Raw genomic sequence first — 22,893 nt, 5'->3', positions numbered from 1 at the left:
CTCCTTTCGGGAGCGTCAGGGGCTTCCTGGGGTCGGTGGGCGGTGAGTCGGTGGGTGAGAGATATGGGGCCGACGGGACGCGCCCGCCGGGGCGGGGAGGGCGGGGCCCTGCCGGCCGGGTGATGGCCGGCAGGGCCCCGCGCCGCCCCTAGGTGCGACCGGTCAGGCCGGGCCGCGGGTGCTCACCCGCGCCGGTCGCAGCACGCGCTCGCCCAGGGCGTAGCCGGGCTGCATGACCTGCGCGATCGTGGTGGTCTCGGCGTCGTCGGCCTGCTCGTGCATCAGCGCCTCGTGGAGGTTCGGATCGAACTCCTCCCCGACGGCGCCGTAGCGCCTCAGACCGTGCGACCCGAGGGTGTCCTCGAGCTTCTGGGCGATCGAGTGGAAGGGGGTGCCCTCGGCGATGTCGCCGTGCTGACGCCCCAGCTCCACATCGTCCAGGACGCCGATCAGCGAGGTCAGGACACGGCCCACGGCCGCCTCCTTGCCCGCCTCGGCGGCGCCCTCGATGCGCCGGCGCGAGTTGACGTACTCCGCCTGCTCGCGCCTGAGCTGTTCGGTCAGCTCGGTGACCTGGCCCTCGAGCTCGGCCACCCGGCCGGCATCTGCCGGGACCCCGCTGCCGGAGTCATCGCCCTCGGCCGCCTGCTCGTAGAGCTTCGCGGCCTCGGCCTCGATCGGGTCGACGGGCTCGGCGCCCTCGGCCGGGTCCTGCTCGTTCCCGGCGGAGGCGGTATCCGAGGCGCCGGAGTCACGGACGCTGCCGTCCTCCGGGTTCACCTTCCGCTTGTCGTTGAAGGAGAACCGGGGCTCACCCTCGGGGCGCTGCGCGTCGTCGGGAGTGCTCTGGTCCTCGCTCATCACTTCTTCTCCTCGTCCTCGTCCACGACCTCGGCGTCGACCACGTCGTCATCGTCCGACGAGGTCGAACCGTTCTCGGCACCCTCGGCCCCGGCGGCGCCCTCGGCACCCTCCTGCTCGGCCTGGGAGTAGATCGCGGTGCCCACGGCCTGCAGGGCCTCGTTCAGCGCGTCGCGCTTGGACTCGAGGTCCTCGGTGGAGGTGTCCTCGCTGGCGAGGGACTCCTTGGCCTCCTTGATGGCATCCTCGGCCTTGGTGCGATCCGCATCCGGCACCTTGCCCTCGTTGTCCTTGAGGACCTTGTCGCCCTGGTAGACGAGCTGCTCGAGGGTGTTGCGGGCGTCGGCGTTCTTGCGACGCTCCTCGTCCTCGGCGGCGTGGGCCTCGGCGTCCTTCACCATGCGGTCGATGTCCTCGTCGGACAGGGCGGAGCCGCCGGTGATCTGGATGGACTGCTCGTTGCCGGTGCCGCGGTCCTTCGCGGTCACGTGCACGATGCCGTTGGAGTCGATGTCGAAGGTGACCTCGATCTGCGGGATGCCGCGGGGAGCCGGGGCGATGCCGGTCAGCTCGAAGGTGCCCAGCATCTTGTTGTCCCGGGTGAACTGACGCTCGCCCTGGAACACCTGGATCGCCACGGAGGGCTGGTTGTCCTCCGCGGTGGAGAACACCTCGGACGTCTTGGTCGGGATGGCCGCGTTGCGCTCGATGAGCTTGGTCATCACGCCGCCCTTGGTCTCGATACCGAGGCTGAGCGGGGTGACGTCCATGAGCAGGACGTCCTTGCGCTCACCCTTGATGACCGCGGCCTGCAGGGCCGCGCCCACGGCGACGACCTCATCGGGGTTGACGCCCTTGTTGGGCTCCTTGCCGCCGGTCAGGGACTTCACGACGTCGGTCACAGCCGGCATACGGGTGGAGCCGCCGACCAGGATCACGTGGTCGATCTCGGAGACCGAGATGCCCGCGTCCTTGATGACCTGGTGGAACGGCGCCTTGGTGCGCTCGAGCAGGTCGGAGGTCATGTCCTCGAACTGAGCCCGGGTGAGCTTCTCGTCGAGGTGCAGCGGCCCGTTCTCGGTCATCGAGAGGTACTGCAGCGAGATGTTGGTGGAGGTCGAGGAGGACAGCTCCTTCTTCGCCTGCTCGGCGGCCTCCTTGAGGCGCTGCAGGGCGATGCGGTCCTTGGAGAGGTCCACGCCCTCCTTGTTCTTGACCTGGGAGATCAGCCAGTCGACGATCTTCTGGTCCCAGTCGTCGCCGCCGAGGCGGTTGTCGCCCGCGGTGGCCTGGACCTGGATGGTCGAGCCCTCCTCGTCCTTGCTCACGCCGAGCAGGGAGACGTCGAAGGTGCCGCCGCCGAGGTCGAAGACGAGGATCTGCTCGTCGTCGTTGCCCTTCTCGAGGCCGTAGGCCAGGGCCGCGGCGGTGGGCTCGTTGACGATGCGCAGCACGTTGAGCCCGGCGATGGTGCCGGCGTCCTTGGTGGCCTGGCGCTCGGCGTCGCTGAAGTACGCGGGGACCGTGACGACCGCGTCGGTGACGTCCTCACCCAGGTAGGACTCGGCGTCGCGCTTGAGCTTGCCGAGGATGCGCGCGGAGATCTCCTGCGCGGTGTACTTCTTGTCGTCGATCTCGGTGCTCCAGTCGGTGCCCATGTGGCGCTTGACCGAGGAGATGGTGCGGTCGACGTTGGTCACGGCCTGGCGCTTGGCGACCTCACCGACCAGGACCTCGCCCTGCTTGGAGAAGGCGACGACCGACGGGGTGGTGCGAGCGCCCTCGGCGTTCGCGATCACGGTGGGCTGGCCGCCCTCGAGGACGGAGACGACGGAGTTGGTGGTACCGAGGTCGATTCCGACGACACGGGACATGAGTGCCTGCCTTTCTGCGACGGGAACGCCGCAAACGGGTTCGTGCGATGCCGGCCGCCGTGGGCCGGCGGCAAGCCTTGAGCTGTACGCACTCAAGTAGAGGACCCGTCGCGATCGTTGTCAATCCGGGACGCACCGAACTTGAGTACACCCGACTCAACTACGGGGATGCGCCGCGCATTCCCGATCCGGAACGGCGTGACGGAGACCACGTCTTTGGCGTAGGTTCGCGGTACGAGACGAACCGTCGGACGATCCGGCGGGAGCCGATCCGTCGGACGATCCGGCGGGAGCCGAAGGAGGCATAGATGCCCGCGATCCGAGCCCTTACGGCGCTGCTGCCGGACCCTTCCCGGGCAGCACGGTCGCTCAGCACCGTATTCGGCTGGAGCGTGGAGAGCGACTTCGGGACGTTCGCAGCGCTACAGCTCCCGGGCGACGTCCCTCTGTGGATCAACGCCCCGGCGGACGGCGAGCCCGCAACCGGCAATCTCGTACTGCACCTGACAGCCGATGACGTCGACGAGTCGTTCCGCGGCGCCGTCGCGCGCGGCGCCCGCGCCGTCCGGCAGCCACAGGACATGGACTACGGCGAGCGCTCGGCCTCCGTCGCGGTCGACGACGCTCCTGGTCTCGTCTTCGACTTCTCGCGCCCTCTCACGTAGATCTCAGGAGATCGCCTCCCGGCGTCGCACCATCTCGTCGATCCACGCCGGGGCATAGGACGACGTGCAGTTCGGGGGCGTCGGGCAGTCTCTGAGCACCTCGAGCCGGGACTGGTCGATTCCGTGCGGGTTCTTCACCACCCGGCCGCTGGTCAGCGCCCAGCCGGCGCTGGCGACGACCGGATCCGGCTCCGCCGACCACGCCTGGTGGAGCTCCTCGCGGTGTGGGCTCTTCATGGCGATGCAGTTGACCAGCCGTGTCCGCGACAATGTCTCCATGTCCCCATCCGACCTGCCTCCCGCCGCGCGTCGCACCGTGCAGCTGAGCACCTCCGACCAGCCAGCGTGGATCGTCAAGGACGAGGTGGACGGCGGCTGGGTCCTGCAGATCGGCGGGGTGGAGCAGTCCCATGTCGACCTCGAGGATCCGACGCACCTCGTGCACGAGTACCTGCGGCGGATGGCGAACGTGCTGGACGAGGCATGGCCGCGTCGCCAGCCGATCCGGATCGCACACCTGGGGGCGGGCGCCCTGACCCTGGCGCGGTACGTCCAGGCCACCCGGCCGGGATCCGCGCAGGTGGTCGTCGAGATAGAGCGCGAGCTGCCGACGCTGGTGACCTCCGCGCTGCCCCTGCCCACCGGGACGGATCTGGAGGTGGTGATCGGGGATGCCCGCGCCGAGCTCGCCGCCATGGGAGACCGACGATTCGAGGCGATCGTGCTCGATGTGTTCTCCGGCGAATCCTCTCCCGTACATCTGGCCACCCAGGATTTCTATGCGGAGGCGCTCGCGCATCTGACGGACGACGGCGTGCTGCTGGTCAACGTCGGCGACGACGCCGGCCAGCGATTTCTCGCACGTCAGGTGCGCGAGCTCGAGGAGGCGGCGGCCGCGTGCGGCCTCTCCGGGGTCTGGACGCTGACTCACGCAACGCTGTTGTCGCATCCGGCCGACGGGAACATGGTGCTTCTCGCCGGCGGGGCACTGTCGTCACCCGAGGTCGAGACGTGGCGGGCCGCGTGGAAGAAGGCCGGCCCGCACCCGGCCGCGGTGCTCGACCCCGCCGAGACGGTCGAAGCCTTCGGCTGAGCCGGTTATCCACAATCTCTGCGACTGGAGGACGCGGGAGACGCGGGCCAGATAGCGTGCAGGTGACCTGACGCACTCCCGGAAGGCATCTCCATGCCCCGTCGCCTGTTCTCCGCCGCGGCCGCCGCCGCTCTGACCCTCGGCCTCGCGGCATGCGGCGACGGTAGTGACAGCCCCGTCACCAGCCCGCCCCCTGACGTCACCGTCACCGGCGGTGCTAGCGACGGCGGAGGTGCCAGCGACGGCGGAGGTGCCAGCGAACGAGGAGGTGCCAACGAGGGCGGAGGCTCCGGCGGCGACGGCTCGCCCAGCGACGGCGGCGGATCCGACGAATCGGGTGCAATCGCAGCCGCCTCCGACATCCCCGCACCGGATCCCGCGGACTACCCGGGATTGGATGAGCACACGCCAGGAGGGGCCGAGCAAGCGTTCCGCTACTACATCGCCGTCTCCATGTGGGCGCACCAGACGGGGGACGATAAAGAACTCCAGACGCTACAGGCACAAGACTGCGAAGGCTGCTCACATCTGAATGACGATGTGGGCGCGATTCGAGCGCACCAAGCATACTGGAGCGAACTCACCATTCTCGAAGTCGGAACGGCAATACACCCCTCCGACAACTTTGAGCACGAAATAGGATTCAACTTCTCACTCAGCAAGCACACTCGTCCAAATGAAGACTACAGCGGGCGCATAAGTGTCGATGGACTCGAGTACATCGCGATAGGCGGCATGGAATGGAGTGCCGACGGCTGGCTTGTCGGGGGCATGAGCATCAAGTGGGGCGAAGATGTCCACGAATAACCGTTGGTCAGCATTCCAAGCAACCTTCATTTACATCCCCATCGTCGCATTGTCACTACTAGTCACCCTCGTAGCCCCAGCTCACGCAGATCCGTCAGAGGATTCGACACCGGAGCAAGTCGAATCAGACAGCAGCCCCGAAAGCGAACTAACAGAAGACGCGATCAAAACAGGCTACTCCGAGTCACTCAACGAGTCTGAACAAGCTGACTATTCCGGCGCAAAGGATTCCAAAGAGCCACGCCAGCCTCCGTACAGCTACATCTGGGAAGCGACCTCCGGATACAGCGATTGCGAGATGCCAGCAGATCGTCCATGGCAATGCGACCCCGCAACATCGTCATGCGAGACCGGCAATGCGCCCATGCGCGGTAATGGCGACGTCATGTACAACTCCAGCGGCGGCGGAGGCGACACCGACAGTGAGGGAGTCACGCAGCGCGGCACGCGTATCGACAACGAGACCGGAGAAGAGACCGACATGGGGTTCCGGTGCGCCATGCCCGGGTCTCCTGAGATGGCCGAGGCCGAACCGATCGTCATCACTGTCACCCAAAGCGATTTTGCGCAGATGCCCGTCGATCCGCTCGAGCCCCATGCCGGACCGGTCGATGGCTGGCTCCCGGTGAACATGGTCAACGTGCTCTATGTCGAAGCCGAGTCCCAGGAACTCGAAGTCACGCTCCTCGATACCCCCGTCGCCGTCCGAGCGACGCCCGTCTCGTACCACTGGGACCTCGGCGACGGGAACACGATCACCACGGACAATCCCGGTGAGCCATACCCCTCGGAGGCCGTCTCCAGCACATACACGCAGGAGGGCTGGTACGACATCACCCTCACCACGACATTCACCGGGCAGTTCGCCGTGAACGGCGGGGAATGGCAGGACATCGAGGGCTCGATCGAGATCGAATCGGAGTCCGTGCCCGTCTACTCCAAGTCCTTGGAATCCAGGCTCGTCAACGGCAACGTCCCGGTCGACGAGGAGGAAGATCCCTGGATTCCCGAGCGCACGGCAGACACCGAAGGCCCCACGGACCCCAGCGCCACTCACCGCACGATCTGAGACGCCATCCGGCCGTACGCCCGACACGCTAGAGACGGCGTATACATCCCGCCAGCTGGGTCATAGGCTCGCCACCATGACCGCCAACGACGACGCCTCACCGGACATCAAGCCCCGTAGCCGCCAGGTCACCGACGGCCTCGCCGCCACCGCGTCCCGCGGCATGCTGCGCGCCGTGGGAATGGGCGATGACGACTGGGACAAGCCGCAGATCGGGATCGCGAGCTCCTGGAACGAGATCACGCCGTGCAACCTGTCCCTGGACCGTCTCGCCCGCTCCGCGAAGGAAGGCGTCCACGCAGGGGGCGGATACCCGCTGCAGTTCGGCACCATCTCCGTCTCCGACGGCATCTCGATGGGCCACGACGGGATGCACTATTCCCTCGTCTCCCGCGACCTCATCGCCGATTCGGTCGAGACCGTCATGCAGGCCGAGCGCCTCGACGGCTCCGTGCTGCTGGCGGGCTGCGACAAGTCGCTGCCGGGCATGCTCATGGCCGCGGCCCGCCTGGACCTGGCCAGCGTGTTCGTCTACGCCGGCACGATCATGCCGGGCCGCGTCACCCTCACCGACGGCACGGAGAAGGACGTCACCCTGATCGACGGCTTCGAGGCCGTCGGGGCCTGTCGGCGGGGGCTGATGAGCCGCGAGGACGTCGGCCGCATCGAACGCTCCATCTGCCCCGGCGAGGGTGCCTGCGGCGGCTATTACACCGCCAACACGATGTCGACCGTGGCCGAGGCGATCGGCATGTCGATCCCGGGCTCGGCCACTCCCCCGTCGGCCGACCGTCGCCGCGATGCCGACGCCCGCCGGGCCGGCGAGGCCGTCGTCGGCATGCTGCGCCGGGGCATCACGTCGAGCGACATCATGACCAAGCCGGCGTTCGAGAACGCCATCGCGGTGGTCCAGGCGTTCGGCGGCTCCACCAACGCCGTTCTGCACCTGCTGGCCATCGCCCACGAGGCCGGGGTCGACCTCACCCTGGACGACTTCGCCCGCATCGGTGCGAAGGTCCCCCACCTCGCCGATCTCAAGCCCTACGGCCGCTACGTCATGAACGACGTCGACCACGTCGGCGGCATCCAGGTGGTCATGAAGACCTTGCTGGACGAGGGACTACTCGATGGCGACTGCCTCACCGTCACCGGCCGCACGATCGCCGAGAACCTCGAGGTCCTCGCACCGCGCCCTGCCGACGGAACAGTGCTGCGCCCTGCCTCGGCGCCGATCGCCCCGACCGGCGGCATCACGATCCTGCGCGGCTCGCTGGCCCCCGAGGGCGCCGTGGTGAAATCCGCCGGGTTCGAGGCCGATGTCTTCGAGGGCACCGCCCGGGTCTTCGACCGCGAGCAGCAGGCGATGGATGCCTTGAACGACGGCACCATCACCCACGGCGACGTGGTCGTGATCCGCTACGAGGGCCCCAAGGGCGGCCCCGGCATGCGAGAGATGCTCTCGATCACCGGCGCGATCAAGGGCGCCGGGCTCGGCAAGGACGTGCTGCTGATGACCGACGGGCGCTTCTCCGGCGGCACCACCGGACTGTGCGTCGGCCACATCGCGCCGGAAGCCGTCGACGGCGGCCCGATCGCGTTCGTCCAGGACGGGGACCGCATCCGGCTCGACGTCGCCAGCGGCGCCCTGGACCTCCTGGTCGACGAGGTCGAGCTGGCACGCCGGCTGGAGGGCTGGACTCCCCTGCCCCCGAAGTTCACCAAGGGCGTGCTCGGCAAGTACGTCAAGCTCGTGAAATCCGCGTCCAAGGGCGCGATCCTCGGGGACTGAGCGGTCATGGCCACATTCGTCCTCCTCCACGGCGCCGGCGATGTCGGATGGTCCTGGCACCTCGTCGAGGCCGAGCTGAGGGCACGCGGGCACGACGTCGTGGCGCCCGACCTTCCCTGCGAGGACGAGGCCGCCGGCCACCGGGAGACCGCAGACGCGGTCATCGGCGCCGTCGGCGATCGGCAGGACGTCGTGGTCGTCGGCCATTCCTTCGGGGGTTTCACGGCCCCGCTCGTCGCGAGCCGGATGCCGGCGCGGGTGCGAGGACTCGTCTACCTCGCCGCCATGATTCCCGCTCCCGGCGAGCGCGCCGGCGATTGGTGGTCGAACACCGGCTACTCGCGGGCCGTCGAGAGCCAGGCCGCGCGTGACGGCGGCGTGACCGGCCACGAGGATCCCTTCGTCAGCTTCTTCCACGGAGTCCCGGACGAGCTGGCGCAGGAGGCGATGCGCCGCTCGCGCGGTCAGTCCAGACGGTCCTTCGAGGATCCGTGGCCGCTCGAGGAGCATCCGCACGTCCCGACGCGGTTCCTCCTGTGCCGCGAGGATCGCTTCTTCCCCGCGGACTTCCTGCGCCGCCTCGCCCGCGCGCGACTCGGAGTCGAGGCGGAAGAGGTTCCCGGGGGCCACTGCGTCGCTCTCAGCCACCCCCGGGAGCTGGCCGACGCCTTGGAGACCTCGCTCAGCTGACTCACGTGAGCAGTCGTCGAAGAACTGCCGCGGTCTCCTCCAGGTTCCCGCACGCATCGACGCGGTGGGCGCCCGGGCGCAGCGCGAGGACCTGATCGATCGAACGCACCAGGTCACCCGCATCGTCCGGGTCGACGAAACGGTCGTTGACGGTGTGCTCCGGCCGGTCCGGCCGTTCGCGCCGGCCGGCCAGTCGCCGCGCCAGGGTCTCTTCGTCGAGAACCAGCACGGCCTCGATGAACCGGGCCCCGCGCGCGGCGGCGAGACTCCCGAGCTCCTCGAGGAACGCCGTGCGCGCCAGATACTGCCCGAGGACGACGTCGTAGCCGTCGGTCAGGTGCCGATCGGTCATCGCCACTGCGAGTCGGCGGGCCTGCAGCCCTGCGGCCGTGGGATCGCGTTCCCAGTCCCCGAGGGAGTGCTTGATGGTGTCGATGTCCAGCGCGAGCGCCAGGGGGCGCTCGGCCGCGAGCGTCGAGGCGAGAGTGGATTTCCCGCTGCCAGGTGCACCGCCGATGAGCATCAGCGTGGGCGTGGCGGAGATGTGTTCCTTCATGCCTGACTCCCGGAGCGCCGAGCTGTGATCGCGGCGTGGGGCCGCACGCCCGGATCTTGGCGCTGCTCCGCCTCGAGCACGTCGAATCCGGCGCATCCCAGCAGCTCGGCCATATGAGCGGCAGGCCAGTACTGAGCGGTGGCCACGGCGTGGTCGAACTCCTCCTGGCACGGCCCGTCGAAGAAACCGAGCAGGAGCGTCCCGCCGGAGCGCAGCGCGTCGTGCAGGATCGACAAGGTCTGGGGCACCTGGACCGGATCGAGATGGATCAGCGAATACCAGGCCAGGACCCCGCCGTACCTGCCCGGCTCGTGGACCAGATCTCCGAAGGATCCGGCTCGATAGGCGACTTCGGGGTGCGCCCGGCGGGCGATGTCCAGGAATTCGGGCACCGGGTCGAGGCCTTCGACGTCGTGACCGAGCGAGGCCAGGTGCGCGGTCCAGTGCCCGGGCCCGCACCCGGCGTCGAGGATCGGTCCGTGCACCTCGGCCGCCCACGTCTCGATACGGTGGCGGTCTCTCGGAGCCATGGCATCGATGCTGCCGAGGAGGTCGGAGTACTCCTGGGCACGCGTGGAGTAGGCATCGACGGCGCTCATGAGGCGCGCCAAACTTTCTGCGCGGCGGACCAGAGCTCGCGGGCGCACTTAGCGGGGGCGGCGTCTGAGGTGGTCCGCACGAGTCGCTCGGACGGAAGAATCTGCCGCAGCATCGCGGCATCCTGGCGTGCGTCATCGATCAGGAGTTCGCTCTCCGACCGCGCCCGAAGGCGTGCTGTTCGCACGTCGTCGTCCACCTCCCAGCCGAGCAGTCGCAGATCCGCCGGGTCCTGATCTGGCCCTGGGACCTGGGTGAACAGCAGCATCGGGAACCCCGCGCGGGTGACGATGTCACTGATCCGGTTCCACAGACGATCGTAAGCGGGCCAGATCGGTGCCGCTGTCGGGTCCGCGATCCTGACCCCGAGCAGTTTCCCGTCCTGCAGGATCTCGTCGATGTCAGCGACGACGGCTCGACCGTGCGCAAGCTCCACGAGGTGGGGCAGCACGGTCGTCTTCCCGGTTCCCGGTGGCGCCGCGATGCGTACGAGCTCGTCAGAGCACGTCGGGCTCGTCCTCGTCACTCCGGCCCTCTCCACGTCAGTTTCACCGAGCATCCGCGCAGCGGGGCCAGCCCCGTCACCCGATGCTTGCGTGCGGCGCGCCGATACCCGGATCGATCTTCGGCACCTCCCCCGAACCGGGTCGGATATCGATGTCGAAAATGTCCAGCGGCAGGTACACCGTTGCACAGGCATTGGGGATGTCCACGACGCCGGAGAAACGACCTTCGATCGGGGCGGCACCGAGCAGCAGATACGCCTGCTCCTTCGACCACCCGAAGGTCGAGAGGTAGTCGATGGCATGCAGGCAGGCGCGCTGGTAGGCGAGATGGGAATCGAGGTATCGCTGCTCGCCGTCCAGCGTCACGGAGGTGCCGGAGAAGGAGAGCCACTGACTGTGCTGGGGCGCCGTGGTGCCCGGCATGAAGATGGCGTTCTCGGTGACGCCGTACTTGTCCATACCGCCCTCGATGACATCGACGTGGACGTCGATGAACCCTCCCATCTCGATCCCGCCGCAGAAGGTGATCTCACCATCTCCCTGCGAGAAGTGCAGGTCGCCCACGGAGAAGTTCGCGCCGTCGACGAAGACGGGATAGAAGATGCGGGTCCCCTTCGTGAGGTTCTTGATGTCCTGGTTGCCGCCGTTCTCCCGCGGTGGTGCCGTGCGGGCGGCCTCTCCCGCGACACGATTGCTCTCGCCCTCGGGCACATCGCCGAGAACCGCCCCGTCGGGCTCCGGAGGTAGCGCCAGCGGCGGAACCCGGTCGGGGTCGGTGGCGATCAGTGCGGCCTCGCGGTCGTTCCATGTCGTCAGCAGCTCGGGCGAGGGCGCGGTGCCCATGAGCCCGGGGTGGATCATGCCGGTGAATTCGACGCCCGGCACGTGCCGGGACGTGGCCCGATCGCCCTGGAAATCCCAGACGGCCTTGTAGGCATCGGGGAACTCGTCGGTCAGGAAGCTGCCGCCGTTGCGCTTGGCGAAGATGCCCGTGTAGCCCCACCCCTGCCCGGCCAGGGGCCCCTCATCCTCCTGCGGGATCGGGCCGACGTCGAGGATGTCCACGATCAGGAGATCGCCGGGCCGTGCACCCTCGATCCGGATCGGCCCGGACAGGGCATGGACGGTGTTCAGCGGAGCCGACGCGATGTCCTCGGCGGAATCATCGTTCTTGATGTATCCGTCGAACCACTCGCGGCAGTCGACGCGGAAGGTGTCGCCGAGCCTGACACTGACCGTCGGCGGGATCTCGGGATGCCAGCGGTTGTGGCCACGCTTCTGCTGATCGGTGAAGGCCTTCGTCGAGTCCAGCGGGAAGACGTTCTGGGGCATGATCTCTCCTTCCACGGCGGCGGAGCGGATGCCCGGTCCCACCGGATTGGGGTGATGCGGTTCAGGGGCGAGGCAGGCGCGCGTGGCGAGGGTCCGTCGTCGTGGGGGCGGACTTCCCGGACCCCGCGCCGGGGATCCGGTCCACGACCCCCGGAGCATCCGCACTGGCCTGGGTGCGTTCGATGAGCTGCGCGCGGTCGGACCCCAGCCGGCCGAGCCGGGCCGAGCTGATCAGCCGGACCGAGGCGCCCCCGCACGCAGGGCACGTCGCCTCGCGCGCCTCGGCGTTGATCGGGAGCATCACTTCGTGCACGTGCGAGCTCTCGCACCGGAATTCGTACAGCGGCACCTCGACCTCCGAGCCTCGCCGTGCGCGCGGCCGCCACGCGGACCGATCACGTGACGTGCGTCATAGTCATTGTAGCCTGCTCGCCGACCAGCCGTACAGGAACACTGGAGCCGTGATGGCGACGTGATCCGGCGGCCCGCACGGCGGACGCGCGGCGCAGCCGTGCTCCCGGCCCGCCGCCCATCTGTCGGAGCCCGTCCGTAGCGTCCAGGCATGGCTCAGAGGATCGCGAACATCGCAGACCCGCCGAGCACTGCGCTGCGCGAGCGGGAGCAGATCCGGGACCTGCTGGTCGGGGAACGCCCCGATCTCGCGCAGCGGATGCAGGTGGGCCCCAGCGGCGCGCTGGTGATCCCGCTGCCGACGGGCGGCAGCATCGAGATCGGTCGGATGCGCCGGCGCGGCGCCGCACGCTGGGTGGTGGTCTCCCCGGAGGCCGACCGCGCCCGCCTGCGGGAGCCCGCGAGCGTCGGGGCGGTCGCCCGCACGGCACTGGCAGCGCTGGATCGAGTCAGCGAGGCGCGATGAGGTCGGCCAGCATCGGGATCTGGACGTCCAGGATCTTCTCGCCGACGGCGACGGCATCGGGTCCGAGCTGAGCGAACACGTGGGCGCTGATGATGCCGATCAGCCCGCTCCAGGCGGTGACGGCTCGGGCCGCCGTGGCGGCATCGGCTCCCACGCCGAACTCCTCGAGGCTCTCTGCCAGCAGTGACTCGACCTCGGGCGGCATATCGGGCCGGGCACCCGGAGGTACGGCGCCGTCGTAGGAGCCCGCCGTCGAGGCGTCGGCCGCGATCGCCAGCACGGTGCCGATGGTGCGCGTACCGGCGGCGTTGGTGGTCTCGGCCGGAGCGGCGTAGTCGCGCACCGGTGTGCCGTAGAGCAGCGTCCACCGCTCCGGTTGGGCGATGGCCCACGCCGCCATGGCCTCGCCCAGCGCGATGAACCGCGCGCGCGGATCGTCCCCGGCACCGGCGACCGCCTCGTCGGCCGCGTCGGCCAGATCGCTGTAGGCCTCCACGATCAGCAGGGTCAGCAGCTCGTCACGGCTGCTCACGTAGCGGTAGATGGCGGAGGAGACCATGCCCAGGCCGCGCGCGATCTCGCGCACGCTGAGCGCCGCCGGGCCGGATGCGGCGAGCTGCGCGTTCCCGAGCTCGACGATCCGTCGCATGGTGCGTTCGCGCGCCTCGGCGCGCGGGGTGCGGGGCGGCCGGGCATTCGCGGTCTCGCTGGCGGACATACGGCCATCCTGCCACAGACAGAGAGCACCGCTCTTGACTTCGACCCGCGAGCAGTGTTCACTGATTCCACAACAGAGAGCAGTGCTCACACTTTGGAGGCCGTCATGCACCACCTGGTTATCGGAGAAGGACAGATCGGGCGCGCGATCATCGAGCGCGCCCTCGCCGACGGGGACGAGGTCACCGTCCTGCGCCGCACCCCCGTCCCGCCGTCCGCCGGCATCGGCCGGGTCACGGGCGACGTGCTCGACGAGGCGGCGCTGGCCGAGGCCATCTCGGAGGCCGACGCCGTCCATGCCACGTTCCACGCCGTCTACGACGCACGGGTCTGGGAGCGCGACCTCCCACCGCGCGAGCGCGCCGTGCTCGATGCAGCAGCCGCGCGAGGGATCCCCGTCATCTTCCCGGAGTCGATGTACGGCTTCGTGGGAGAGGCCGGCGATCTCGTCGAAGGCGCCGCCCCGACACCCCGCGACGCCAAGGGCCGGGTGCGCATCCAGCTGCTCGAGCAGCGCCGGCAGCATCCGGCGCGCACTGTCAGCATCATCGCCTCGGACCTCATCGGGCCGACGGCACTGGGCACCGGAGCCGCCGTGGTCACCACGATGCTCATCGAACGGATCGCCGCCGGCTCCCGGCCGATCCTCTTCGGGTCCGCGAGCGCCCCGCATACATTGACCTACATCCCGGACCTGGCGGTCGCGATGCTCCACGCCGCCCGGAACGCCGAGCGCCTGGCAGGCGGGGCCTCTGCGCCTGATGGCGCCGGTGGCGATGCCGTCCTGCACGCCCCCTCGGCCCCTGCCCGTTCGCAGTCCGAACTGATCGCGGCCGCGTCCGAGCTGCTCGATCAGCCAGTGCGTCGGCCCGTGCCGATCCCGCGCGTCGCGCTGCGGATGCTGGCAGCGCTGAACAGCTTCGCGCGCGAGCTGCACGGGATCTCCGGGCTCTGGTACGCGCCGGCGGTCCTGCGTCCCGGTGTCCTGACCAGCCAGGAGGGCCTGGCACCGACGTCGTGGACCGACGCGCTGCGGGACACCGCGCAGGCGGCACGGGCGGCACAGCTGGCGGGGTCGGCGGGGACAGCAGGGGCGACGGACCCGCGCAGCACCGTCTCGGAGAGCACTGCGTCGCAGGGCGCACCTGATACGGAGCATCCGGTCGGCGCGTGAAGACGCAGGAGCCGGCTGCTAGCGTCGGCGGCATGAGCGCCACGCCGGAGAACGCAGGGAAACCAGAGAACTCAGAGAACGCGCAGCGGCCGACGAGGACGGAGCCCTCCACCGCCGCGGGCTCCGCCAGCGCGTCCGTCCACCTCGACGTCGTCATCGAGCGGCCATGGCGCGAGGTGTACGACTACGTCAGCGATCCGCGCAACCTCCCCCGCTGGGCGGCGGGACTGGCCGGCGGCGATGTCCAGCGCGAGGTCTCGCAGTGGTCGATGAACTCTCCGATGGGCCGCGTGCTGGTCAGCTTCGTCCCGGAGAACGCCTACGGAGTGCTCGACCACACGGTGACGCTGCCCGACGGCGAGTCGACGCTGAATCCGATGCGGGTGCTGCCGCTGGACGAGCAGCGAAGCGAGGTGCTGTTCACGCTGCGCCGCGGCAGCATGTCGGATCAGGAGCTGGAGGAGGACGCCTCGGCCGTCTCGGCAGATCTGGCCGAGCTGAAACGCGTGCTCGAGAGCAGCTGAGGCGACGTCCCCTGCTGTGGGGCGGAGCCGCCGCTGTCGGGCATGCCCGACAACCACCGGCCTGGTGACAGGATGGGGCCGACGAGCAACCGGCGGCAGAGTTGAGGCATGAACACGATGACCATGCCCCGCAGCGTCGAAGCCCCGGGCGCCGACGCATCCGGCCCCGACGTGCCCCGCAGCACCGAGACCCACGCCCCGCAACGCTGGTCCGTCGGCCGCTGGGCCTCACGGATCGGCCGCTTCCTGGCCTACAGCTTCATCGCCCTGCTTCTCGGCACCGTGGGGTTCTCCCTGGTGATCTCCTTGCTGGCGGCGGGCGCGGGCACTGCCATCATCTGGATCGGCCTCGCGATCCTCGTGCTCGGGGTGGTCGCCGCCCGCGGGTTCACCATGGCCGAGCGTGCGATCCAATCCCGCCTTCTCGGCACGGAGCTGCCCACGCCGGCGGCGAAGCCGGCTCCGGCCGGGGCCGGCCGGATGCGACGCCTCCTCACCCCGCTCACCGATCCGCAGTCGTGGCTGGATGCGCTGTGGATCCTCGTGAACTTCCTGCTCGCGCTGGTCACCTTCCCGCTCGCGCTGGCGTGGACGCTCGGCGCGATCGCCACCGTCGGCGGGCCCGTCTCGACCCTGATCCTCGAGCAGGTCCTCCCCGACTCCACCGGCAACGGGCTCGCCGAGCTGCTGGGCTTCACCGGACGCAACGCGCTGACGGTCGATATCGGCCTGCAGATGCTGTGCGGGCTGTTCTTCCTGCTCACCGTCGGCCCGCTCGTGCGCGGGCTCACCGCTGCCCACCAGGCAGTGGCCCGCGGGCTGCTCAGCTCGCGCTACGAGGAGCAGCAGCAGCTGCTGCGCACCCAGGAGTCCCGCGCCGCCGGGCGCACCGCGGAATCCACCGCCCTGCGCCGCCTGGAGCGCGACCTGCACGATGGCCCGCAGCAGCGCCTGGTGCGAGCCTCGATGGACCTGGCACGGGTCGAAGCTCTGTCGGTCAACGACCCCGAGCGGGCGCAGGCCGTGCTGCGAGAGACCCGCGAGCAGCTCGGCCTCACGCTCGATGATCTGCGCCGCCTCTCCCGCGGCATCGCCCCTCCCGTGCTCGTGGACCGGGGCCTGGCAGCCGCCCTCACCGAGCTCGCGGCCATCTCCCCCATCCCCACCAGCATCGAATGCCCACAGCTGGATCTGCCCGATCATGTCGACATCGGCATCTACTACGTGGTCTCCGAGGCACTGACGAACGCAGCCAAGCACTCCGAGGCCGACTCCGTGCACGTGGAGATCACCCGGATCGGCGATGATGCACGGGTGAGGATCGAGGACGACGGGCGCGGAGGCGCCGAGATGCGCACCGGCGGCGGACTCGCCGGGCTGGCCGGCCGGGTCGCGTCCCTCGAGGGGCGACTGACCGTGCATTCACCGGAGGGAGCCGGCACCCGGATCGAGGCGGTGATCCCGTGCGGGTCCTGATCGCCGACGACTCGGCCCTGCTGCGTGAGGGGCTGCGGCTCCTGCTCGAGGACGCCGGGCACACCGTGGCCGGCACCGCGGCGACCGGCACCGAACTGGTGGTGCGCGCCCTGGAGCTGCGGCCCGACCTGGTCATCTCCGACATCCGCATGCCTCCCAGCCACACCGACGAGGGTCTGCGCGCCGCGCAGGAGATTCGCGGGGCATGGCCGGAGGCGCCGATCATCCTGCTCAGCCAGTACGTCGTGATCGGCTACGCGACCGAGCTGATCGAGAGCGGCGAACGGGCCACGGGATACCTGCTGAAGGACCGCGTGTTCGACATCCGCTCCTTCCTGGACTCCGTCGAGCGCGTCGCCGACGGCGGAGTCGCCATCGATCCGGACGTGGTGGGCCAGGTGATCGCCTCGCGTCGCCGGACGCCGCTGGACGATCTGACCCAGCGGGAGCGGGAGGTGCTCGAACTGATGGGCGAGGGTCTGACCAATGCGGGCATCTCGGAGCGGCTCTACATCAGCGGCGGCGCCGTCGAGAAGCACACCCAGCGACTGTTCGCCAAGCTGGGATTGAGCGAGGATTCGAGCGTGCATCGCCGCGTGACGGCGGTCCTGACCCTGCTGGGCCGCTGAACCCACCCTGCAGGCCTCGTTCCCGATTCGGTTGAGGCACCGGTTCCCGATGCGGTTGCGGTACCTGTTCCCGATGCGGTTGCGGTACCTGTTCCCGTCGGCACGGCCCCACCGGGACCATTCCTCCCCAGTACACGGTTTTCCCCAGAGAAATAACGGACTGGACGAATGGACTTTCGTGTGGTCGCGATGCCGTAGCCGCGGTGCGACTGCGGTGCGTCGCACCGCCCAGGCCTCTTCGTCCCGCCGCCTGCCAGCGGAACCCCTGGCCACCTGCGCGTGGTGCAGCGGAGCTCAGGGCCAGGGCGTCGCGTCACGGAGGCTCGGATCATTCCTCCCCGGCGACCACTTCTCCACCATTTCGTCCACATAGGAAAAGTTGTCCACAGAATTGCCCGCGACCATTTGGCGGGTTTCGAATGTGCGTACGCTCGAGGTATGGAGCACACGAGTTCGAGCAGCAGCGGAGAGGCCGACGGGCACGACGCCCGGCCGGGCGAGACCCCGCCGGGCGGGCGTGCGCAGGCTGGACCGGAAGGGGGCGCACAGCTCCGCGACGTCGCGCGCCGACTCGCGCGGTTCGAGGGACACGACGAAGCCGGCTCTCTGGTCGCCGAGGTCGTCGACGCCGCGCTGCAGGCCTTCACCCGGACCACGTCGGTGCGCGATCCGCTCCCCTCCACGGTGCCCGGCACGCCGCAGGAGGCACTGGCGGTGCTCGCCGGCCTCGATCAACTGCGTTCCGCACTCTCGGCGATCGATGCCCGCTGGCAGGTCGAGGCCGAAGCCCGGATCCGCGCGGCGGACAGGGCCGCTGACGTGGACGAGGACCAGCAAGGGCGGAGCGCGGCGCACGAGATCGGTCTGGCGCGTCGCGTCTCCCCCTCGTCCGCCTCCCTCTCCCTGGGTTCGTCCCGTCGGCTGGTCGAGCAGCTGCCGGGCGTAGCTTCCGCGCTCCGGGACGGGGACGTCACGCAGCAGCAGGTCGCCGCCCTCTCCGGTGCGCTCGACGGAGCCGAACCTGCGACGTGCGCGCGGATCGACCAGATCGTGAGCGAGGACCCGCAGTCGCTCCAGGGCATGGGGCCGCGACGGGTACGCCGCGGCGTCCAGGAGATCATCCAGCGGATGGAGCCGCACAACTCCCGTGCGCGGGCAGAGCGCGCGGCGCGCGCACGGCACGTGAGGATGACTCCGCTCAGCGACGGCATGGCGCGGGTGACCGGCATCCTGCGCGGCGTCGACGCGAGCGGGATGATGCAGACCCTGAACCGCGGCGCACAGTCGCTGAAGGCCAGCGGCGCCAGGGAGTCCGTCTCCGCGCTCGAAGCCGACCTGCTGGTCGCGGCCGTCCAGGGCGGGGCAGGATCGGACCGAGCCGAACCGGGAGTCACCGAAGAGGGCGACGCGCCCTTCCGCAAACCCAGCCGTCCCGCACAGGGACTCGATGTTGGAGTCATCATCACCGACACGGCCCTGCTCGGCCGCGACGACGAGGCGCAATGCGCGCAGCTCGAGGGTTACGGCGCGATCCCCGCGCACATCATCACCGACACACTCCGCGGCACTCCCCCGGGTTACCTGCGGGGCAGCGAGGACAAGCACCCCGACGAGGACGTCACCGCCTTCTACCGGCGTCTCTACACCAACCCCACCACCGGCGAGCTGACGGGAATGGAGTCTCGCGCCCGCGTGTTCCCCGCCGGCCTGGCGCGCATGATCCGATGGCGTGATGTCACCTGCCGCACTCCGTGGTGCAATGCGATCATCCGGCAGATCGACCATGCGAAACCGCATCACCAGGGCGGGCCGACCAGCTATGCCAATGGTCAGGGGCTCTGCGTGCGCTGCAACCTGCTCAAGGAGCACGGACGGTGGGTGCTCACCCCGCTGACGTCAACCGACCCCGCTGCGACAGGCCGCGCTCCCACGACCCCCGACCCGATGGATCCGACAGCGCCCGCTGCGACGGACTCGCGTGGCTGGGCTTGGCAGAGTCCTCATGGTGCCCACGCCACCTCCCGGACACCCCGTCTGCTTGATCCGCCGGCCCCGCGTGAGGCCGGCGCGGCCCGGGACGAGCCGTTCCCCTCCGAATCAGCGCCGTTCCCCTCCGACTCCGCGGTCCCCGACGCGCATCAGGCTCGCCCGCTCGGTGCAGAGCCTCCGGACGACCCGGATCCCCCACCTCGCCGCCGGCCCGGCCGATAGAGTCGCGCCCATCAGGTGGATGGAGGACGAGACATGCACTCCCCGCTCACGGTTCGGATCCTCGGCGCCGGCGTGGCCGGGCTGGCAGCGTCGATCGCACTCGCCGAGGACGGACACCACGTCGAACTCATCGACGAACGATTCGACGCTCCGCCGATCGGCACTGCGCTCGGTCTGTTCGGCTCGGCGCAGCGCGTCCTGGCACGCATCGGAGTGCTCGAGGCCGTACAGGCCGACTCCACCGCGCCGCTCGCCGGCACCATCCGTGGCGTCGACGGTCGTGCAGTGGCCTCGCTCCCTGCCGGCGAGGCACTTCTGGTCTCCCGCTCCCACCTGGTGCGGACTCTCCAGCACGCCGTCCCGGACTCGGTCCGGTTGGTCCGGCGGCGGATCGAGGACGTGCGTCCGCTGCGCGAAGGCGCCGATCTGCTCGTCGGCGCCGACGGCGTCCACTCCCTGGTGCGGCGATCGGGGTGGCGCGGCCGCACCGCCGCCCGCAGCCACCACATGACCGTACTGCGCGGCATCGCGGATATCTCTCCCCCGGAGATCTCCGAGACCTGGGGCGGCGGGTGGCTGTTCGGCATCACGCCGATCGCCGGTCACCGCACGAACTGGTTCGCTTGTCTTCCCGAGCATCGCACCGCGTCGGTCAGCGAGGATCTGGAGCACCTGGCCGCGACCGTCGGCGGGCATCGCGACCCGATCGACGCCGTCCTGGGGGCCGCCCGCCCTGGCCAGACCCTGGTCCATGGAATCCACACGGCGCCGCACGTCCATCCGGTGCGGGAGAACGTGGTGCTCATCGGCGACGCGGCTCACGCGATGGCGCCGAACCTCGGCCACGGCGCACATACCGCCCTGCAGGACGCGGAGGCTCTTGCCGCGTCGATTCGCGACCGGCCAACCGCGCTCAGTTCGACAGCATCCGGTGCAACAGCGTCCCCGCCGCCGCGGGAGCTTTCGCAGGCACTGCGCACTTACGCGCTGCGCCGTGCTCTCGCCTGCCATTGCTGGCGGCTGGCTTCCGGGGCCATTATGCGGCTGGCGATGATGGACGAACGAGCAGGTCTGCGCGATCGCCTGCTGAGGTCAGCTGCAGAAGTCAGGACGGTCCGGGCGCCCTAGGGACGCCCCGGAACCAGCTCAGCCCAGTTTCCGAGCCAGCGTCGTGATGACGTGCCAGTGCTTCTTGTCGGCCAGGAAGCGGCCATCCTCGTCGCGAACCGTGCGGTCGATGATCTGGAAGCCGCGGAACATCGCATCGATCTCCTCGAGCGGGAGAGTCGCGATATCGGAGCGCTCGGCCCACGTGTCATTGGTGCCGAACATGTCGACCGCCATCACGCCCCCGCGCGGAAGGGCATCGACGAGCTTCGCCCAGGTCGTGGGCAGGGCCGTCGGCCCGAGTAGACCCAGCGTGTAGGTCGAGTAGACGATCTGGGCGCGAGGGAACTCCTCGACCGCCGCGATGTCGGTGTGGTGGAAGTGCACCGAGCCGGGCATGCGTTCGTTCTCCACGAGACGACCGGCCAGGGTGTCATCGGTGTCGTAGGCGTGCACCGTCCACCCACGGCGCGCGAACTGCAGCGAGTCGGCCCCGGCGCCTGCGCCGAGATCCAGGACGACCCCACGTTGCCGATCACCGCCGGCCGCCGCGATCGCCTTCGCCACGAGCCGGCGGGCAGGACGGCCCGCCGCATGGGCATTGAGTGCCGCCCAATCAACCTTCTCCGCCGTATCCATGGCCCTCAGGCTCTATGATGCTGATCGCCGTTTCAACTTCCCGTGACCCAGGACGCCCTTTGTTTCGTCATGGGCGAACAACGGCCTATTCTTTCCGCCGCTTAGGATGGCTGGCATGCCTGTCGCTCCGCTGCGCGTCGCCGCGATCTCTCTGCACACCTCGCCTCTGGAGGATCCCGGTGGTGCCGATGCCGGGGGGATGAACGTCGTCGTCCTCGAACAGGCGCTGGCGCTCGCGCGCCTCGGCCACCAGATCGACCTCTTCACCCGCCGCAGCGACCCGGAGGCCCCGGCCGTGATCGAGGTCGCCGACGGCGTCCGGCTGCACCATCTCGACGCCGGCCCGGCCGCTCCCCTCGCCAAGAGCGACATGGAGCAGGCGATCGCCCCCTTCCGGGACGCCCTGCACCGGAGCCTCGCCACCGGGACCTGGGACCTCGTCCACTCCCATCACTGGTTCAGCGGGGTCGCCGCCCTGCCCGTCGCGCGCGAGCTGGGCGTGCCGCACCTGCAGTCCTTCCACTCCGTAGCGGCCCCCGAGGACGCCGAGAGCCTCGACGCCGGGGAGCCCGCGGAATCCGCAGGCCGCATCCCGGGTGAGCGCTTCGTCGCCGACGGCTCGGACCTCGTCGTCTCCGTCTCCGAAGCGGAAGCACGCACCATCGGCGAGCGCTACGGCGTCACCGGGGACCGGCTCGCCGTGATCCGGCCGGGCGTGGACGTGGATCGTTTCCGTCCGTGCTCCTCGCTGGAGGAGCGGCGCCACCGTCCGACGCTGCTGTTCACCGGACGCCTGCAGCCGCTCAAGGCACCCGATCACGCCCTCGAGGTGCTCGCTCACCTCGACCCCGCGCTCGATGCGCGCCTCGTCCTTGCCGGGGGTGCCTCCCAGGACTTCGAGGAGTACCTCAGCGAGCTCGAGAACCGGGCGGAGGAGCTCGGTGTCGCCGACCGCGTGGAGTTCGCCGGGTCGATGGGTCGCGACGAGCTGGCCGAGGCGATGCGCTGTGCCGGCGCGCTGCTGCTGACGAGCTGGTCCGAGACCTTCGGGCTGGTCGCCCTCGAGGCGCAGGCCAGCGGGACCCCGGTCGTCGCCTGGCGCTGTGCAGGCGGGGTCCAGGAAGCCGTCGGCCCCGGCGGCGTGGTGCTGAGCAGCCGGGATCCCGATGTCTGGGCGGAGGCCGTGCAGTCACTGCTCGGCGACGCCGACGGATATGCGAACGCCGTGCGGTCCGCTCGCGACTTCGCGGCCACCCGGACCTGGGAGAGTGGGGCCCAGGCCCTGGCGGCGCTGTACGCGCGCATCGTCGGCCGCGACGGCGCGGATCATCATCCCTCCGGCGGGGAGTCGGCATGACGCGGGATCCGTGGCAGCTCCTCGACGACGCCGGGACGGTGCTCGCCGTCCACGCCCACCCGGACGACGAGTCCCTCTCGACCGGCGCCCTGATCGCCTCCCTCGCCGCCGCCGGCACCCGGGTGGTGCTGGTGACCGCGACCCGCGGCGAGGAGGGCGAGATCGTGCCGGGCTCCGTCGCCGCGGACGATCCCCGTTCCCTCGAAGAGGTCCGTCAGACGGAGATCGACGCCGCCACGAACGCGCTCGGCGTCGCCGAACGGCACATGCTCGGCACGGCTCCGGCCCTCGCCCCCGGTGCCGCACCACGCAGGTATCGCGACTCGGGGATGCAGTGGGTGCG

General features: G+C 69.8%; 24 protein-coding genes and 1 pseudogene. 15 read left to right on the top strand and 10 right to left on the bottom strand.

Annotated elements, in window-relative coordinates:
* Positions 1-162: 162 nt before the first annotated feature.
* Entirely contained in the window at positions 163-861 is a 699-nt protein-coding gene (locus AC5020_RS10095; protein ID WP_464988191.1) for a nucleotide exchange factor GrpE, read from the bottom strand.
* Positions 861-2,735, bottom strand: a complete 1,875-nt coding sequence (gene dnaK, locus AC5020_RS10090; protein WP_464988190.1) for a molecular chaperone DnaK — start codon at positions 2,733-2,735, stop codon at positions 861-863. The genes AC5020_RS10095 and dnaK overlap by 1 nt, the downstream gene beginning before the upstream one ends.
* A gap of 308 nt (positions 2,736-3,043) precedes the next feature.
* Here dnaK and AC5020_RS10085 point away from each other — a divergent pair, with 308 nt between their 5' ends.
* Positions 3,044-3,400: a VOC family protein gene (locus AC5020_RS10085; protein WP_464988189.1), complete on the top strand. Its 357-nt coding sequence runs from the start codon at positions 3,044-3,046 to the stop codon at positions 3,398-3,400.
* Positions 3,401-3,403: 3 nt separating this feature from the next.
* Here the strand turns inward: AC5020_RS10085 and AC5020_RS10080 are convergent.
* Positions 3,404-3,655 (bottom strand): annotated as a pseudogene (locus AC5020_RS10080) (DNA alkylation repair protein); the annotation flags it as partial.
* A gap of 22 nt (positions 3,656-3,677) precedes the next feature.
* Between AC5020_RS10080 and AC5020_RS10075 the strand changes: the two are divergent.
* The 5 genes from AC5020_RS10075 (at position 3,678) to AC5020_RS10055 (ending at position 8,848) form a co-directional block, all read left to right on the top strand.
* Positions 3,678-4,493 carry a spermidine synthase gene (locus AC5020_RS10075; RefSeq protein WP_464988187.1) on the top strand — a complete coding sequence of 272 codons (816 nt, stop codon included), beginning with the start codon at positions 3,678-3,680 and terminating at the stop codon, positions 4,491-4,493.
* Positions 4,494-4,586: 93 nt separating this feature from the next.
* Entirely contained in the window at positions 4,587-5,300 is a 714-nt protein-coding gene (locus AC5020_RS10070; protein ID WP_464988186.1) for a DUF6318 family protein, read from the top strand.
* Positions 5,287-6,369 carry a PKD domain-containing protein gene (locus AC5020_RS10065; RefSeq protein ID WP_464988185.1) on the top strand — a complete coding sequence of 361 codons (1,083 nt, stop codon included), beginning with the start codon at positions 5,287-5,289 and terminating at the stop codon, positions 6,367-6,369. Before AC5020_RS10070 ends, AC5020_RS10065 begins: the two co-directional genes overlap by 14 nt.
* 76 nt (positions 6,370-6,445) lie before the next feature.
* The gene (gene ilvD / locus AC5020_RS10060) at positions 6,446-8,158 is read left to right on the top strand and encodes a dihydroxy-acid dehydratase (RefSeq protein ID WP_464988184.1); all 1,713 of its coding nucleotides are present in this window, start codon (positions 6,446-6,448) and stop codon (positions 8,156-8,158) included.
* 6 nt (positions 8,159-8,164) lie between these two features.
* The gene (locus tag AC5020_RS10055; RefSeq protein WP_464988183.1) at positions 8,165-8,848 is read left to right on the top strand and encodes an alpha/beta fold hydrolase; all 684 of its coding nucleotides are present in this window, start codon (positions 8,165-8,167) and stop codon (positions 8,846-8,848) included.
* Between the two features lies 1 nt (position 8,849).
* Here the strand turns inward: AC5020_RS10055 and AC5020_RS10050 are convergent, their stop codons facing one another.
* From AC5020_RS10050 to AC5020_RS10030, 5 genes are all read right to left on the bottom strand, one after another.
* Positions 8,850-9,404, bottom strand: a complete 555-nt coding sequence (locus AC5020_RS10050; RefSeq protein ID WP_464988182.1) for a P-loop nucleotide/nucleoside kinase family protein — start codon at positions 9,402-9,404, stop codon at positions 8,850-8,852.
* Positions 9,401-10,003: a class I SAM-dependent methyltransferase gene (locus tag AC5020_RS10045; RefSeq protein WP_464988181.1), complete on the bottom strand. Its 603-nt coding sequence runs from the start codon at positions 10,001-10,003 to the stop codon at positions 9,401-9,403. The genes AC5020_RS10050 and AC5020_RS10045 overlap by 4 nt, the downstream gene beginning before the upstream one ends.
* Positions 10,000-10,527 (bottom strand): P-loop nucleotide/nucleoside kinase family protein, encoded by a 528-nt coding sequence (locus AC5020_RS10040; protein ID WP_464988180.1) that lies wholly within the window; start codon positions 10,525-10,527, stop codon positions 10,000-10,002. The genes AC5020_RS10045 and AC5020_RS10040 overlap by 4 nt, the downstream gene beginning before the upstream one ends.
* Before the next feature lie 55 nt (positions 10,528-10,582).
* On the bottom strand, positions 10,583-11,839 hold the full coding sequence (gene fmdA / locus AC5020_RS10035) for a formamidase (RefSeq protein ID WP_464988179.1): 1,257 nt from the start codon (positions 11,837-11,839) through the stop codon (positions 10,583-10,585).
* A gap of 61 nt (positions 11,840-11,900) precedes the next feature.
* A complete protein-coding gene (locus AC5020_RS10030; RefSeq protein ID WP_464988178.1) occupies positions 11,901-12,188 on the bottom strand; it encodes an FmdB family zinc ribbon protein in 288 nt (95 codons plus the stop codon).
* Positions 12,189-12,401: 213 nt separating this feature from the next.
* Between AC5020_RS10030 and AC5020_RS10025 the strand changes: the two genes are divergently transcribed.
* Positions 12,402-12,716 (top strand): hypothetical protein, encoded by a 315-nt coding sequence (locus AC5020_RS10025; protein ID WP_377019136.1) that lies wholly within the window; start codon positions 12,402-12,404, stop codon positions 12,714-12,716.
* On the opposite strand, the gene AC5020_RS10020 is transcribed toward AC5020_RS10025, so the two are convergent.
* Complete coding sequence (locus AC5020_RS10020; RefSeq protein ID WP_377803250.1) at positions 12,700-13,434, bottom strand: TetR/AcrR family transcriptional regulator; 735 nt, start codon at positions 13,432-13,434, stop codon at positions 12,700-12,702. The two genes, AC5020_RS10025 and AC5020_RS10020, sit on opposite strands and share 17 nt — an antisense overlap.
* 105 nt (positions 13,435-13,539) lie before the next feature.
* On the opposite strand from AC5020_RS10020, the gene AC5020_RS10015 reads away from it, so the two are divergent.
* The 6 genes from AC5020_RS10015 to AC5020_RS09990 all read left to right on the top strand — a co-directional run bounded on the left by AC5020_RS10015 (position 13,540) and on the right by AC5020_RS09990 (position 20,575).
* The gene (locus tag AC5020_RS10015; protein ID WP_464988177.1) at positions 13,540-14,607 is read left to right on the top strand and encodes an NAD-dependent epimerase/dehydratase family protein; all 1,068 of its coding nucleotides are present in this window, start codon (positions 13,540-13,542) and stop codon (positions 14,605-14,607) included.
* Between the two features lie 32 nt (positions 14,608-14,639).
* Positions 14,640-15,131, top strand: a complete 492-nt coding sequence (locus AC5020_RS10010; protein WP_464988176.1) for an SRPBCC family protein — start codon at positions 14,640-14,642, stop codon at positions 15,129-15,131.
* Positions 15,132-15,239: 108 nt separating this feature from the next.
* Positions 15,240-16,607: a sensor histidine kinase gene (locus AC5020_RS10005; RefSeq protein WP_464988175.1), complete on the top strand. Its 1,368-nt coding sequence runs from the start codon at positions 15,240-15,242 to the stop codon at positions 16,605-16,607.
* Positions 16,595-17,236: a response regulator transcription factor gene (locus tag AC5020_RS10000; protein ID WP_464988174.1), complete on the top strand. Its 642-nt coding sequence runs from the start codon at positions 16,595-16,597 to the stop codon at positions 17,234-17,236. Before AC5020_RS10005 ends, AC5020_RS10000 begins: the two co-directional genes overlap by 13 nt.
* Before the next feature lie 438 nt (positions 17,237-17,674).
* Positions 17,675-19,447 carry an HNH endonuclease gene (locus AC5020_RS09995; RefSeq protein ID WP_464988173.1) on the top strand — a complete coding sequence of 591 codons (1,773 nt, stop codon included), beginning with the start codon at positions 17,675-17,677 and terminating at the stop codon, positions 19,445-19,447.
* Positions 19,448-19,480: 33 nt separating this feature from the next.
* A complete protein-coding gene (locus AC5020_RS09990) occupies positions 19,481-20,575 on the top strand; it encodes an FAD-dependent monooxygenase (protein ID WP_464988172.1) in 1,095 nt (364 codons plus the stop codon).
* Positions 20,576-20,593: 18 nt separating this feature from the next.
* Here the strand turns inward: AC5020_RS09990 and AC5020_RS09985 are convergent, their stop codons facing one another.
* Positions 20,594-21,193, bottom strand: coding sequence for a class I SAM-dependent methyltransferase (locus tag AC5020_RS09985; RefSeq protein ID WP_464988171.1), 600 nt, complete (start codon positions 21,191-21,193; stop codon positions 20,594-20,596).
* A 115-nt stretch (positions 21,194-21,308) separates the two neighbouring features.
* On the opposite strand from AC5020_RS09985, the gene AC5020_RS09980 reads away from it, so the two are divergent.
* Both AC5020_RS09980 and AC5020_RS09975 read left to right on the top strand, forming a co-directional pair.
* Positions 21,309-22,550 carry a glycosyltransferase gene (locus AC5020_RS09980; RefSeq protein ID WP_464988170.1) on the top strand — a complete coding sequence of 414 codons (1,242 nt, stop codon included), beginning with the start codon at positions 21,309-21,311 and terminating at the stop codon, positions 22,548-22,550.
* Positions 22,547-22,893, top strand: a 347-nt coding sequence (locus AC5020_RS09975; RefSeq protein ID WP_464988169.1) for a PIG-L deacetylase family protein, incomplete at its 3' end; no start/stop codon positions are given. The genes AC5020_RS09980 and AC5020_RS09975, both read left to right, overlap by 4 nt.

This window comes from Brachybacterium sp. SYSU DS0246, assembly GCF_059391765.1.
The sequence above is the reverse complement of the archived record's forward strand: the minus strand, read 5'-3'. Positions and strand labels throughout refer to the sequence as shown.